The organism is Luethyella okanaganae (assembly GCF_042660285.1).
Taxonomy (GTDB): Bacteria; Actinomycetota; Actinomycetes; order Actinomycetales; family Microbacteriaceae; genus Luethyella; species Luethyella okanaganae.
This window is the reverse complement of the sequence record NZ_JBHSTP010000003.1, coordinates 315,147-327,720: the sequence shown is the minus strand read 5'-3', so window position 1 is coordinate 327,720 and position 12,574 is coordinate 315,147. Positions and strand designations below refer to the sequence as shown.

The 12,574-nt window shown below is 66.5% G+C and carries 15 protein-coding genes and 1 tRNA gene; 9 read left to right on the top strand and 7 right to left on the bottom strand.

Features of this window, described 5'->3' with window-relative positions; genetic code table 11:
- Window positions 1–105: 105 nt before the first annotated feature.
- From pstS to pstB, 4 genes are all read left to right on the top strand, one after another.
- Window positions 106–1,200 (top strand): phosphate ABC transporter substrate-binding protein PstS, encoded by a 1,095-nt coding sequence (gene pstS / locus ACFQB0_RS12945; RefSeq protein WP_386732327.1) that lies wholly within the window; start codon window positions 106–108, stop codon window positions 1,198–1,200.
- Window positions 1,201–1,340: 140 nt separating this feature from the next.
- The gene (gene pstC / locus ACFQB0_RS12940; RefSeq protein WP_386732324.1) at window positions 1,341–2,285 is read left to right on the top strand and encodes a phosphate ABC transporter permease subunit PstC; all 945 of its coding nucleotides are present in this window, start codon (window positions 1,341–1,343) and stop codon (window positions 2,283–2,285) included.
- Window positions 2,285–3,364 carry a phosphate ABC transporter permease PstA gene (gene pstA / locus ACFQB0_RS12935; protein ID WP_386732321.1) on the top strand — a complete coding sequence of 360 codons (1,080 nt, stop codon included), beginning with the start codon at window positions 2,285–2,287 and terminating at the stop codon, window positions 3,362–3,364. The genes pstC and pstA overlap by 1 nt, the downstream gene beginning before the upstream one ends.
- Window positions 3,365–3,382: 18 nt before the next feature.
- Window positions 3,383–4,162, top strand: a complete 780-nt coding sequence (pstB, locus tag ACFQB0_RS12930) for a phosphate ABC transporter ATP-binding protein PstB (protein ID WP_386732319.1) — start codon at window positions 3,383–3,385, stop codon at window positions 4,160–4,162.
- A gap of 108 nt (window positions 4,163–4,270) precedes the next feature.
- Here the strand turns inward: pstB and ACFQB0_RS12925 are convergent, their stop codons facing one another.
- Together ACFQB0_RS12925 and ACFQB0_RS12920 are read right to left on the bottom strand one after the other, a co-directional pair.
- Window positions 4,271–5,158, bottom strand: coding sequence for an aminodeoxychorismate lyase (locus ACFQB0_RS12925; protein WP_386732317.1), 888 nt, complete (start codon window positions 5,156–5,158; stop codon window positions 4,271–4,273).
- A 521-nt stretch (window positions 5,159–5,679) separates the two neighbouring features.
- Window positions 5,680–6,309, bottom strand: coding sequence for a DNA-directed RNA polymerase subunit beta (locus ACFQB0_RS12920; RefSeq protein WP_386732315.1), 630 nt, complete (start codon window positions 6,307–6,309; stop codon window positions 5,680–5,682).
- 88 nt (window positions 6,310–6,397) lie between these two features.
- Here ACFQB0_RS12920 and ACFQB0_RS12915 point away from each other — a divergent pair.
- A tRNA-Lys gene (locus ACFQB0_RS12915) sits at window positions 6,398–6,470 on the top strand.
- A gap of 282 nt (window positions 6,471–6,752) precedes the next feature.
- Window positions 6,753–7,283 carry a hypothetical protein gene (locus ACFQB0_RS12910; protein ID WP_386732313.1) on the top strand — a complete coding sequence of 177 codons (531 nt, stop codon included), beginning with the start codon at window positions 6,753–6,755 and terminating at the stop codon, window positions 7,281–7,283.
- A gap of 26 nt (window positions 7,284–7,309) precedes the next feature.
- Here the strand turns inward: ACFQB0_RS12910 and ACFQB0_RS12905 are convergent, their stop codons facing one another.
- Window positions 7,310–7,570, bottom strand: coding sequence for an alpha/beta hydrolase (locus ACFQB0_RS12905; protein WP_386732821.1), 261 nt, complete (start codon window positions 7,568–7,570; stop codon window positions 7,310–7,312).
- Window positions 7,524–7,904 carry an alpha/beta hydrolase fold domain-containing protein gene (locus ACFQB0_RS12900; protein ID WP_386732819.1) on the bottom strand — a complete coding sequence of 127 codons (381 nt, stop codon included), beginning with the start codon at window positions 7,902–7,904 and terminating at the stop codon, window positions 7,524–7,526. Before ACFQB0_RS12900 ends, ACFQB0_RS12905 begins: the two co-directional genes overlap by 47 nt.
- Before the next feature lie 142 nt (window positions 7,905–8,046).
- Between ACFQB0_RS12900 and ACFQB0_RS12895 the strand changes: the two genes are divergently transcribed.
- Together ACFQB0_RS12895 and ACFQB0_RS12890 are read left to right on the top strand one after the other, a co-directional pair.
- Window positions 8,047–8,391 carry a PadR family transcriptional regulator gene (locus ACFQB0_RS12895; RefSeq protein WP_386732310.1) on the top strand — a complete coding sequence of 115 codons (345 nt, stop codon included), beginning with the start codon at window positions 8,047–8,049 and terminating at the stop codon, window positions 8,389–8,391.
- Window positions 8,388–8,801, top strand: coding sequence for a hypothetical protein (locus ACFQB0_RS12890; protein ID WP_386732308.1), 414 nt, complete (start codon window positions 8,388–8,390; stop codon window positions 8,799–8,801). Before ACFQB0_RS12895 ends, ACFQB0_RS12890 begins: the two co-directional genes overlap by 4 nt.
- Before the next feature lie 160 nt (window positions 8,802–8,961).
- On the opposite strand, the gene ACFQB0_RS12885 is transcribed toward ACFQB0_RS12890, so the two are convergent.
- The gene (locus tag ACFQB0_RS12885; protein WP_386732305.1) at window positions 8,962–10,290 is read right to left on the bottom strand and encodes a DUF445 domain-containing protein; all 1,329 of its coding nucleotides are present in this window, start codon (window positions 10,288–10,290) and stop codon (window positions 8,962–8,964) included.
- A 139-nt stretch (window positions 10,291–10,429) separates the two neighbouring features.
- Between ACFQB0_RS12885 and ACFQB0_RS12880 the strand changes: the two genes are divergently transcribed.
- Complete coding sequence (locus tag ACFQB0_RS12880; protein WP_386732302.1) at window positions 10,430–10,636, top strand: dodecin family protein; 207 nt, start codon at window positions 10,430–10,432, stop codon at window positions 10,634–10,636.
- Between the two features lie 62 nt (window positions 10,637–10,698).
- On the opposite strand, the gene ACFQB0_RS12875 is transcribed toward ACFQB0_RS12880, so the two are convergent.
- Both ACFQB0_RS12875 and ACFQB0_RS12870 read right to left on the bottom strand, forming a co-directional pair.
- The gene (locus ACFQB0_RS12875; protein ID WP_386732300.1) at window positions 10,699–11,643 is read right to left on the bottom strand and encodes an aldose 1-epimerase family protein; all 945 of its coding nucleotides are present in this window, start codon (window positions 11,641–11,643) and stop codon (window positions 10,699–10,701) included.
- The gene (locus tag ACFQB0_RS12870) at window positions 11,640–12,509 is read right to left on the bottom strand and encodes a DeoR/GlpR family DNA-binding transcription regulator (protein ID WP_386732297.1); all 870 of its coding nucleotides are present in this window, start codon (window positions 12,507–12,509) and stop codon (window positions 11,640–11,642) included. The genes ACFQB0_RS12875 and ACFQB0_RS12870 overlap by 4 nt, the downstream gene beginning before the upstream one ends.
- Window positions 12,510–12,574: the final 65 nt, after the last annotated feature.

Genomic DNA, 12,574 nt, shown 5'->3' with positions numbered 1-12,574 from the left:
CTTCCGTTCATCATCTAGGGGTCATCGCGTTACGCAACGCACATAGTGTCGTTGGCGGGCCAGCACCGGCCTGTGTCATGCAATCAACCCCTGAAAGGGATTCTTGTGAACTTCAAGCGTTATGGCCGCCCGGCGGTCATTGCTGTCGCAGCCGCTCTCGCATTGTCTTCGTGCGCAGCGAACGAAGGCGGTACGACCGCCCCCACCAAAGAGGCCGGACCCGCCCTCTCAGGTACCCTCAACGCCGCAGGCGCATCCTCGCAGGGCGCAGCCCAGGAGGCGTGGATCGCGGCCTTCCAGACCTCCAACCCCGATCTCACGATCAACTACGACCCCTCGGGTTCCGGCGCCGGCCGCGGGACCTTCATCGCCGGCGGCTCGGACTTCGCCGGCTCGGACTCGTTCCTGAAGGACGAGGAACTCGCGGGCACCTTCGGCTCCTGCGCCCCCGGCACCAAGGCCGTCGACCTCCCGGTCTACATCTCCCCGATCGCCGTGATCTTCAACATCGAAGGCGTGAAGAACCTCAGCCTCGACGCCGACACGCTCGCGAAGATCTTCAAGGGCGAGATCACCGTCTGGAACGACCCGGCGATCGCCGCGCTGAACTCCGGCACGACCCTCCCGGCCACGCCGATCACCGCCGTGCACCGTTCGGACGACTCCGGCACCACCAAGAACTTCACGGACTACCTCTTCCAGGTGGCCCCGACCGTGTGGGACCAGAAGCCGGCCGACCCGTTCCCCTACAAGACCGGTGAGGGCGCTCAGGGTACCTCGGGCGTCGTCGACGCCGTCACCAACGGTGTCGGAACCATCGGCTATGCCGACGCCTCGCGCGCAGGCAAGCTCGGTGTCGCCAAGATCAAGGTCGGCAGCAAGTTCGTCGGCTACACGGCAGAGGCCGCTGCCGCCGTCGTGAACGACTCGCCGCTCGTCACGGGTCGTGGGGCCAACGACCTCGCGATCGCGCTCGACCGCAAGACGACCGACCCGACCCACTACCCGCTCGTGCTCGTGAGCTACGCGATCGTCTGCACCGAGTACGCGGACGCCGCGCAGGGTGAGCTCGTCAAGGGCTACGTGGGGTACATGGCCAGCGCCGCCGGCCAGGCCGAGGCCGCCTCAGCCGCCGGTGCAGCGCCCCTCTCCAAGGAGCTGCAGACCAAGGTCGCGGACGTCATCGCCGCCATCAAGTAAAACCCCCTCCAGACTGCCCGGCTCGGATCCTCTGCGGCATTGCGCAGGGGGTTCGGGTCGGGCAGACTGAGGTTCGTGGCCGTCGGCTCGAACCTCATCCCCGCTTCATCAGCCCCACCAGCCCGAGGGAATCGCCACACATGACGACTTCAGTCGCCGCCCCTGCCGTCAAAGCAAAGGAACGCCCAGGCGATCGGGTCTTCTCCACGGCCACCGTCGTCGCCGGCAGCCTCATCTTGGTGGTACTCGCTGCGGTCGCCGTCTTCCTCGTCGCGCAATCCCTTCCCGCCCTCACGGCACACGAATCCGACTTCAAGGGCGACGTCCCCAACTTCTGGGCCTACGTCTGGCCGCTCGCCTTCGGAACGCTCTGGTCGGCCGTGCTCGCCCTCATCTTCGCCGTACCCCTCGCCATCGGCATCGCGCTCTTCATCACGCACTATGCACCGCGCAGGATCGCCCAGGGTCTCGGCTACATCATCGATCTGCTCGCCGCCGTCCCCTCCGTGGTGTTCGGTTTGTGGGGTATCGGCGTGCTCGCCCCCGCCGTGCAGCCGTTCTATTCGAGCCTCGTCGACTGGTTCGGCTGGCTGCCCTTCTTCGCCGGCCCCGTCTCCGGCACCGGACGCACGATCCTCACCGTCGCGATCGTGCTTGCTGTCATGATCCTGCCGATCATCACAGCACTCTGCCGTGAGGTCTTCCTGCAAACCCCGCGGCTGCACGAGGAGGCCTCCCTCGCCCTCGGGGCGACCCGCTGGGAGATGATCACGATGGCAGTGCTGCCGTTCGGCCGTCCCGGCATCATCTCAGCCACCATGCTCGGTCTCGGTCGGGCCTTAGGCGAGACCATGGCCGTCGCCATGGTGCTCTCGCCCGCCGCGATCGTCTCGTTCGCACTGCTGCAATCGCAGAACTCGACCACGATCGCCGCGAACATCGCCCTGAACTTTCCCGAGGCGCACGGCGTCGGTATCAGCATCCTGATCGCCACCGGCCTCATCCTCTTCGTGATCACGCTCGCCGTGAACATGCTCGCCCGGTTCATCATCAACCGCCGCAAGGCATTCTCTGGAGCGAACTGATGACCACCGTCTCCGTCCCGATCGCCAACTCGCTCACTGCAGGCAAGCTTCCCCGGTTCACCGCGCTCTGGCTGCTGCTCGGCTGCTTCGCCGTGACCGGCGCGATCTTCGGGGTCATGCAGGCGGCCGTGGTCACGACGAGCTACAACATCACCGGCGCCGTGTTCTTCGGAATCGTGCTTTATTGCATCGCGATCTGGATCGTCTCCCGCGCCGTCGAAGGGTACCGGAAGGCCAAAGACCGTCTCGTGACCGCTCTGGTCTCCACGGCGTTCACGATCGCGCTCCTGCCGCTCATCTCGGTCGCGTTCACCGTGGTCGTCAACGGCGCAGCACGTTTCGACCCCGATTTCTTCAACTCGTCGATGCGCAACGTCGTCGGCCCGGGGGGCGGTGCCCTGCACGCGATCATCGGAACCCTGCTCATCACCGGCATGGCCACGGTCATCTCGGTCCCGATCGGCCTTCTCACCTCGATCTACCTGGTCGAATACGGCCGTGGCCGGCTTGCCCGAGGAATCACCTTCTTCGTCGATGTCATGACGGGCATCCCCTCGATCGTCGCCGGTCTCTTCGCCTACGCCCTGTTCGCGCTCCTCTTCAGCGACCCGGGGATCCGCTTCGGCTTCGGCGGTGCCGTGGCGCTCAGCGTGCTCATGATCCCCGTCGTCGTGCGCTCGAGCGAAGAGATGCTCAAACTCGTGCCGAACGAGCTGCGTGAGGCGTCCTATGCGCTCGGCGTGCCCAAGTGGCTCACGATCGTGAAGATCGTGTTGCCGACGTCCGTCGCCGGGATCATCACGGGCATCATGATCTCGATCGCCCGCGTGATCGGTGAGACGGCCCCGCTGCTCATCATCGCCGGGTTCACGGCGAGCATGAACTACAACCTGTTCAGCGAACGGATGATGACGCTCCCCGTCTTCGTGTACACGCAGTACGCCAACCAGGGCGCCGACACCCAGGCCTATATCGACCGCGCCTGGACGGGCGCACTCACCCTGATCCTCATCGTCGCGCTGCTCAACGTCATCGCCCGACTCATCGCCAAGTTCTTCGCGCCCAAGATCGCACGTTAGCCCGACCAGAAGGAACCCATGTCCAAGCGCATCGAAGTCAACGACCTCAACGTCTACTACGGCAACTTCCTGGCCGTCGAGGGCGTCTCGCTGACCATCGAACCCCGCACGGTGACAGCCTTCATCGGCCCGAGCGGATGCGGGAAGTCTACCTTTCTGCGCACGCTCAACCGCATGCACGAGGTCATCCCCGGCGCTCGCGTCGAGGGCGAGGTGCTCATCGACGGCAACAACCTCTACGGGCCGGGCGTCGACCCGGTGCTTGTGCGCCGTCAGGTCGGCATGGTGTTCCAGCGCCCGAACCCGTTCCCGACGATGTCGATCGGCGACAATGTGCTCGCGGGCGTGAAACTCAACAACAAGCGCATGTCGAAGAGCGATGCCGACGACGTGATCGAGAAGTCGCTGCGCGGCGCAAACCTCTGGAACGAGGTCAAGGACCGCCTGCATCTTCCCGGTTCCGGTCTCTCCGGCGGTCAGCAGCAGCGTCTCTGCATCGCCCGCGCGATCGCCGTCTCCCCCGATGTCCTGCTCATGGACGAGCCGTGCTCGGCGCTCGACCCGATCTCGACACTCGCGATCGAAGACCTCATCGAGGAGCTGAAAAACGACTACACCATCGTCATCGTGACCCACAACATGCAGCAGGCGTCACGCGTCTCCGACCGCACAGCCTTCTTCAACATCGCGGGAACCGGCAAGCCGGGCAAACTCATCGAGTACAACGACACCACCTCGATCTTCTCGAACCCGAGTGTTCAGGCTACCGAGGACTACGTCTCCGGCCGTTTCGGGTAACGAGACGCCTCAGTGCCCCGCGGAGGGCACCGTCAGGCCCTGCGCCGTCACCCGCGCGGGAGCATCTCGTGTTGTTGTTCCGCCAAACCTTGTCTCATGCCTGCGCCGTCACCCGCGCGGGAGCATCAGGAAACGATTGAACGCCGCAGTCGTTGAGGCATCCGTCTTCATGGCCCGACTGTCGAGTTCGGTGACTGCAACGGCGAGGCGCACGCTCGAGACAAGCCAGGCGGCATCCACGGCCCGCAACTCCGCGACGGAGATGTCCCGGTAGTCCGCGACGTGGCCCTCGCCGCGGAGGTGCTCGAAGAGGCTCTGCTGGGTCGTCCCGTGCAGGATGGCGCCGCTCGGGGCGGGGGTCGCGAAGGCATCACCGTGGCGGATGATGACCGAAGACGTCGGCCCCTCCATCACGTAACCGTCGGAGGTGACGAAGATCGTGTCGTCTGCCCCGCGGCGGGTTGCCTCACGGAGCGCGGCCATGTTGACCGCGTAGCTGAGGGTTTTCGCACCGAGCAGCAACCACGGCGCATGCTCGGCGGTGCCTCGCGCGTATCCGCGGTCGAGGGTGACCACTCGCACACCCGCTTCGCGAACATGGCCGTACGAGGGTGCGACGGTCGCATGCAACCAGGCCGTCGGAGCCGGCCCCGCCTCCACGCCGCGGCTCAACACGAGCTTGATCGAGAACTCGCCCGACTTCGGCAGGTTCTCGATCGCGAACGAGATCGCCGCACCCCATTGGGCGAGGTTCGGGATCGGCAGCTCACAGATCTCGGCGGAGTGCTTGAGCCGCGCCAGGTGCGGACCCACCTCCTGGGCATGTCCGTCGACGACACCGAGCGTCTCGAAGATGCCGTCTCCACGCTGCGTGCTCAGCTCGCCGACACGCAGAGCGGGAGCGGACGCGTCGACCTCGGTGAAGGTGCTCGAGAAGTCGGCCGGAGCGGCGTCGGCCGGCAGGGGGTCGATGAGGAGGGTGAACGGCGGCGGCATACTCCGACTTTACGCGTTCCGAGGTCAGACGGCGGAGGACCCGATCCTCGGGGGCAGCCCTGGGCAGCCGGGCACGGCAGCAAGGCCCCTGTTCGGAGTAGGCATCCATCCCGGGTCGACGGAGTCGATAGGCAACCCCTCGTACATGGAAAGGTCGGGCCGCAGAACGCCTCTCGGCGCGAGGCCGCTCGGAGCGGCGAATATTGGAGCCCGGGGTTACTGCGGCCCGGCCAGTACCAATTGTAACCGAGCCCGCGCAGCGCTATTCCCGCCCGCGCGCGTCGCAACCGTCCCGCGCGCGTCGCAACCGTCTCGCGCGCGCCGCAACCGTCTCCCGCGCGTCGCAGCCGTCTCGCGCGCGCCGCAACCGTCTCGCGCGCGCCGCAGCCGTCTCGCGAACCGGCAGTAGTTGCCCTTCCGGATGCGACAAAGCGGCATCTACTGCCGGTTCGGGCGGGTCAGCAGACCCGAAGAGGGTACGGCAGCGGAACAGACGCGGAGGGGCGCGGGCGAACGTGAACTCAGTCGAGCGAGTCGTGCCGCCAGAGCCGAGCACACGAACCGAACTCGGCTGCGATCTGAGAGAAGCGCAGTGCACGCGTCGTCAGCTCGGTCGCGCGATCCGGTTCCGCGGCATCCGCGTCGTCTGCCACGCTCGTCGCACCGGCGGCCATCACCCGGCAGAAGGCCGCGCCACGGTCGAGCGCGACGGCGAAGTCTCCCGTGAAGAGCCCTCGCAGGATCTCGTCCGTGAGCGCAATGATCTCATCGGGACCTGTCGGCGTGGCCGCCCCGGCGACGACGGGGTCGATCGTTCTGGCGACCTCCGTGCCGCGCTGGAACAGGAAGCTCGTGCCCGCCGGATCCTGGCGGATGAGCATCCGCAGCAGATAGACGCGCCACAGCGCTCCGGGCAGGCTGCGCGGGGTCGCGCGCGACCAGAGCTCTGCCACGGCGTCGATGCCGTTCACGTCGGTGTAGGCGACGAGCCGTTCGACGACATCCGGATCGGGGTCGTTGCGCACTCGTGCGAGCAACGCATGCGCAGTCTCATGGGCGACCCGGCTGAGCGTCGCCGGATCCTCGCCGCCCTGGAACGCCTCGAACATACCGGAGGGGAACTTCGTCGGCTTGTGGAAGTCGTCGGCCATCGCGGATCCTCCGTTCTACGACACATCCTCCCTGCGAGACCACCGTAACCGCAAAAACCGATAGTTGATCCGCGATACATTAGTACGTGGGCCTCTAGCTCAGTTGGCAGAGCAAAGGACTTTTAATCCTTGGGTCGTGGGTTCGAGCCCCACGGGGCCCACCCAATGTTCGATGTTCCAACCCGCGACGTGCGCGGTTTGAACATCGTCGTCAATGTCGCCTGGAGCCGCTCCTCGTAGGCGAGGGCTTCCGCATGGCGTGCCCAGGAGCCGCCGACCTGTTGCGTGCAGGCCGATGGCTGAGCCCAGGCTGGCGCGCATAGCGCTTGGTGGATGTTGAGCAGCAGCTGGCCGCAATCAGTGCTTGAATACCGAGGACCGGGATCAGTTCCGCGCCGGGCGCAGGGCCCGGCCACGGCTCTCCTGGGGGGAGGAATGAGATCGTGGGACGTCAGCAAGTAGGTGCAGCTCGAACAACAGCCCTGCGCCGCGCCGCCGGTAATGGCAGAGATCTGTTGAAGCACACGCGCCTGGGTGGGTTCTTCGTGCGCTCGCTGGCGGCCACCCTTTTCCTGGTGGGAGGCATCGGGGTGGTCGGAGTCGAGTCGGCCAGCGCCTACGACAGTCAACGCTGCGAATTCGGGCGGCAGTACAAGGTGTTGTCCTACCCGGCGTGGAACAGTGTGTACGGGGAAACGCAAGGGCGGATCGACCTGTGGTACTCACCCGACTGCGGCGGGCAGAACTGGACCAGCGCCACCAACCACGTCTACGGCAACACCCTCACCGCGGCCATTACCTCCACAAGGCCATACTGGGACTGGTCACAGGTGTCGCTGCCAGGCGGAGCCGGTGCAACCACCAACGCGGTACGCGCACCCGGTGAGCATTGCGTGCGGATCGATTGGTACATCCACGACAACGCCACCCGGCGGGAAGAGGGCTGGGACCATCTCTGGGTCGGGGCCTGCTGACCCAGTCCCATGAGGCGCCCAGGGAGCTAGGTGAGTCGTCGTGTTTTGGGAGCGTTGAGGTCCCGTGGCGGTAAGGTTCTCAGGGTTCTTTTGAGCCAGGAGCTGCGGGCCGCGAGTGCGATGCGGGTGAGCTCACTGTCCTGGGCGAATACGTCGAACCCGTGGCAGGCGCCGGACCAGACAACGAGCTCCGCTTGCCCTCCGGCAACCCAGATCCTGGTGGCGTACTGCGTGCACTCGTCACGGAACATCTCGGCTGACCCGACCTCGACAAAGGCCGGAGGCAGGGCCGAGAGGTTTCGGGCGCGGGCCGGGGCAACGGATTCGGGGACATCTGGACCACCGGCAGCGGAGCCGAGGAGGCATTCCCAGGCAAAGACCGCCCCCAGGCGAAGACCGCCGAGGACCTGTGCCAGGTTCCGACAGTATCGTCTGGTGGCTGGAGGGCGTTCCATTGCGGTCGCCCAGGATCGGGCAGATCAGAAGCTGTCCGACGATGCCAGGCCCTTTTCTGTCCCTTACAAGGAGGCATACCCCCGCGGCGAATCCGCCGCCGGCGCTCCCGCCCATCACGATGATCCGTCCCGAATCGACGCCGAGCTCTTCTGCATGCCCAGCTATCCAGGATGTCGCCGCATACGCGACTGTAGCTTTACACGCCTGCGCTGACTGCCGGACCGGGAGCCGCCCTGGACAGGCAGCCAGGATCAGCTTGCTTCTGATCTAAGTTGATATTCTAATTAGTTAGATATACGATCTAGTCATGAGCGAGGTGAAGTGGCCGTCCGAGTGGCATCGCGGGGTGCTGGGTCCCGCGGTCCTGTCGATCATCTCCGAGGGCGAGACGTATGGATATGTCATCGCACAACGCCTTGAGCGCTCGGGGCTCGGGACGGTCAAGGGCGGGACTCTCTATCCGCTCCTGAGCCGGTACGAATCCGATGGCCTGCTGCAAGCCATGTGGCGTGAAGGGGATGGCGGCCCCGGTCGCAAGTTCTTCTCACTCACCACCCGAGGACAAGACGAGCTCAGTGGACTGCGTGAGAGCTGGCACAGGTTCTCGCGGATCGCAGGAGCACTCATTGACGGAGAAAGTGAGGAACGATGACCAACGAGGCACTGTCCGCCTACCTGGACGAACTCGGAGGCGCCCTAGAACTTCGAGACGCACCGACTGCGCTCGTCGCCGACGTTCTGCGGCAAGTAGAGAGTCACACGAAGGACACCGGCGAAGACCCCTACGTCTCCTTCGGCAAGCCCGCCGACTACGCCAAGAACTTCACGCCGCACGCTCGAATGACGAGGTTCTGGCTCCTGATGGTGTCGACGGTCGTTCTGACCCTCGGCGGAGGATGGCTGCTCGTGAACGGGATTATCGGCATCGCGAGCGACCGGACGATGCTCTGGGGCCTCAGCCCCTGGTACGGGGTGATCGGCGGCGGCCTCACGATCATCGCGTGGATCGCAATGATGCTCCTCGCCAGCGGCAACCGGCGACGGTACACGCCGACCCCGTAGTTCCGGGATGGCGGGAACCAGGCGCCATCCCTGCGCGAGGGGGAGGCGTCCCCGTGGTCGTCCATGGCCCGGGGCCGCCCTGCGCTCGCCGCTCGAGCATCGCCAAGAAGGTATGCGCACCAGGCCCGGTGCCCTTCTCGACGGCACGCTCCCGCACGAGTCACAGCAGCGCGAGAACACTCTGCGCGATGGCGAAGATCGTGAGGCCGGCGAGCGCTCCGACGACCGTTCCGTTGATCCGGATGTACTGCAGGTCCCTCCCGACCTGGAGCTCGATCTTCTCGGTCGTCTCCTGCGCGTCCCACCGCTCGACGGTCTCCGTGATCACGCCGGCGATGTCGTGACGGTAATTCTGCACGACGTAGCCGACGGCATCCGCCACCCAGTGATCGACCTTCTCGGCCAGGATCGGATCGGCCAGGAGGCGTGCACCGACCTCGACGACCGCCGACTCGAGGCCGGCGCGCAGCTCGCTCGATGGGTCGGCGAGCGCCTCGACGAGGCTCTGCTTGACCGAGTCCCAGGCCTCCCCCGCGAACTCTCGCAACCGCGGACTGTCCAGCAGCTCCACCTTGAGCGTCTCGACCCGGGCGATCATGGGCTGATCGTGCTGCAGATCCTCGGCGAGCTCTGCGAGGTAGCGGTCGACGGCCCGACGCAGCGGATGCCACGGGTCCGACCGCACGGAGCGCACGAGCCCGAGCACCTCGCGATACGCCCTGTCGTCCACCATGCGGTCGACGAAGCCGGGCAGCCAGCGCGGCAAGCGCTCGGAGACGACACTGCCGAACGCCTCCGGATGGTCGACGAGCCACCCCTCCGCCTTGTCCAGGAGAACGTCGACCGCCGCCCGCTGCTGGCCGGCCGCCACGAGACGCGCACCGACCCGGCCGATCGCCGGCCCCCATTCCGGCTCGAACAGGTGGCGCCGCGCGAGCTTCTCGACCACGTCTTTGACGTCGTCGTCGCTCAGCAGTGTGAGCAGTCCTCGCGCGGCGACCGCGACCTCGGCTGTCAGACGGCGCGCGTTCTCGGGCGATGCGAGCCAGCCGCCGAGCCTGGCCGCGACGCCGACCGACTCGAGTTTGCCGCGCACGACATCGTCGGAGAGGAAGTTGGTCTCGACGAACTCGCCCAGGCTCGCCCCGATCTCGTCCTTGCGGTTCGGGATGATCGCGGTGTGCGGAATGCGCAGACCGAGCGGATAGCGGAAGAGCGCCGTCACCGCGAACCAATCGGCGATCGCACCGACCATGGCTCCCTCGGACGCCGCACGCACGTACTGCAACCACGGATAGCGGTCCTGCAGTGCGAACGAGACGGCGAAGACGACCGCGGCGAGAGCGAGCAGACCGGTGGCGATGCGCTTCATGCGCGTGAGCGCCACCCGACGGCGGGCGTCTGATGGGGAGGGGGCGCCGTGACCATCAGCCGGCCTCACTGTTCCCCGCCCCTCGGCATCCGACGCCACGGAGAGATCGAGCGACACGAACGGCCTCCTGACTGCTGCATGAACACGCACCGGCTTCGACCGTAACCCAGTCCGACCGGATCCGACAGCGCCGCTGCCTCTTGCGCGCGCGAGCCGCGCAGAGAAGACTCGGGGTCTATGGCACAAGGAGGTCATCATGGGCTCAGTCGCCCGCATCACACACATCAGCGCCCGGTCGGACGCCGGTTTCGACGACGCCATCCGCCTCGGCATCCACCGGGCCGGCGAGACGCTGCGCAACGTCCCCGGCGCCTGGGTCAAGGACCAGAAGGTCGAGGTGTCCGACGGCGCGATCAGCTCGTATCAGGTCGTGCTCGAGGTCACCTTCGTCCTCGACGACTAGGAAAGAAGCGGAGTCGCTCCTTTCACGAACTCCGCCCCCTTCACGAACGCTCCTTCACGAACTCAGACGATGCCGCGGTGGCGGATGCCCCAGCGCGCCGTCCACGTCTCTCCTGGCTGCACCCAGCGCAGCCCGGCGCCCGAGTTGAGCGCATCCGCCGGAGCGGTCATCGGTTCGACCGCTACCGCGAGGCGGGTGCCCGAATCGTCGTGTGCGGTGCCCCCGGGAAACGAACGCGGGGTGAAGACCTGCACGTAACGGAACTGCTCATCGCCCCAGACCGAGACCGACCGCCCGTCCGGCGCCGTGAGGCTGTGCTCGACGACACCGTCGACTACGAGCGACCCGCCGAAGCCGTCGTCGAGCCGTAGCCTGCCGACGGGCACGCCTCCGCGCAGATCGTATTCCGTGTCGTCGACCGGCGACTCGCCGACGGGATTCAGCCGTTCGTCGACATCGATGTGCGTCGCCGCCGAGAGCCGCAACACCAGTTCATCGACGGGGGTCTCGCCCAGACGGAGATAGGGGTGCGCTCCGAGCGCGACGGGCGCCGCGCCGTCTCCGGCATTCCGGATGCGGTGCGTCACCTCGAGCCCGTCGGCCGCGAGGCGGTACTCGACCTCGGTGTCGAGCAGGAAGCGATAGCCGGGCTGCGGGTAGACCGTCGCGCCGAGCCGCAGGGCTTCGACGCCCCGTTCGAGTTCGCGATACGGAGTGAAACGCAACAGTCCGTGAATGGCGTTGTGTCTGGCCGGCTCGGTGAGCGCGAGCTGCTGCGTCTCGCCGGCATGCTCCCAGACCCCGTCGCGCACGCGATTGGGCCAGGGTGCGAGCACGATGCCGGCGCCCATGGGCGGACTGTCCGTGACACGGAAAGGTTCGACCAGGTCTATGCCGTTGATGGAATATTCACGGATTCCGGCGGCGAGCTGAGTGATCACGGCTCGTGCATGCGCCCCTTCGGAGGTGAGGGCCAGCTCGTACTGATCGCCGGTGGGGGAGGTCATGGGTCCAGCCTAAAGTCGTCGGGCGGCGGTGTCGGGAGGCGGTCGCCCACGACGGTGAGCCCGGCCCCGCGCAGCTCGTCGAGGCGACGGGCGGATGCGGCGGCGTCCGTCACGAGCAGGTCGAACTCGTCGATCGACCCGATGCGTCCGAGATGAGTCTCTCCGAGTTTCGACGCATCCGCCACGATCACAGAACGCGCTGCCGCCTTCAGCATGCGTGCCTTGACCGCCGCCTCTGGGAGATTGACATTGGTGACCCCATGCTCGGCGTCGACGCCGTTGCATCCGATGAAGGCGACATCGGCGTGGATCCGATCGAGCACGAGATCGGCGAGCGGGTCGACGAGCGAATGCTGCAGGGGTCGCAGCGCGCCACCGGTCACGATCACGGTGAAGCGAGGGATCGCCGACTCGAGTTCGAGGGCGATGCTGAGGCCGTTCGTCACGACGACGAGCTCGTCGAGGTCGGCGCGTGCCTTGAGCGCACGGGCGACGGCGAGCGTGGTCGTGCCGACGTCGAGCAGCACGCTCTGGCCGCTCTTCACGAGTGATGCGGCGAGCTCTCCGATGTGTTGCTTAGGCCGAGCGGATGCCTCGAGCGCCTCCTCGAACGATGGCTCGCGCGCCGGCAGGCGATGCGCTCCGCCCCTGCGACCCGCGGCGTCGGCGGGAACCGCCCCACCGTGCACGCGCTCGGCGATCCCTTCGTCGACGAGCAGATCGAGGTCGGCACGGGCGGTCACGCCGCTCACGCCGAAGGCGTCGCTGAGCTCGCTGACGCGCACGAACCCGCGTTCCTCGAGCAGCGCGAGAATCTGCTCGCGGCGCAGACGGGGCGGCAATGCCTCGCGATCGTCCTTCTGCATGGGACAATCTTCGCTTAGTTTCTTTTACCTGGCAATTCAAAAGAGTTGGTTTCGCAATCGCAAGC

Coding starts and splice junctions, on each gene's coding strand:
- ACFQB0_RS12890 (WP_386732308.1), top strand. CDS start 8,388: ATGACCAACGAGGCACTGTCCGCCTACCTGGACGAACTCGGAGGCGCC.
- ACFQB0_RS12880 (WP_386732302.1), top strand. CDS start 10,430: ATGGGCTCAGTCGCCCGCATCACACACATCAGCGCCCGGTCGGACGCC.
- ACFQB0_RS12870 (WP_386732297.1), bottom strand. CDS start 12,509: ATGCAGAAGGACGATCGCGAGGCATTGCCGCCCCGTCTGCGCCGCGAG.
- pstC (WP_386732324.1), top strand. CDS start 1,341: ATGACGACTTCAGTCGCCGCCCCTGCCGTCAAAGCAAAGGAACGCCCA.
- ACFQB0_RS12925 (WP_386732317.1), bottom strand. CDS start 5,158: ATGCCGCCGCCGTTCACCCTCCTCATCGACCCCCTGCCGGCCGACGCC.
- ACFQB0_RS12895 (WP_386732310.1), top strand. CDS start 8,047: ATGAGCGAGGTGAAGTGGCCGTCCGAGTGGCATCGCGGGGTGCTGGGT.
- ACFQB0_RS12875 (WP_386732300.1), bottom strand. CDS start 11,643: ATGACCTCCCCCACCGGCGATCAGTACGAGCTGGCCCTCACCTCCGAA.
- pstB (WP_386732319.1), top strand. CDS start 3,383: ATGTCCAAGCGCATCGAAGTCAACGACCTCAACGTCTACTACGGCAAC.
- ACFQB0_RS12920 (WP_386732315.1), bottom strand. CDS start 6,309: ATGGCCGACGACTTCCACAAGCCGACGAAGTTCCCCTCCGGTATGTTC.
- pstA (WP_386732321.1), top strand. CDS start 2,285: ATGACCACCGTCTCCGTCCCGATCGCCAACTCGCTCACTGCAGGCAAG.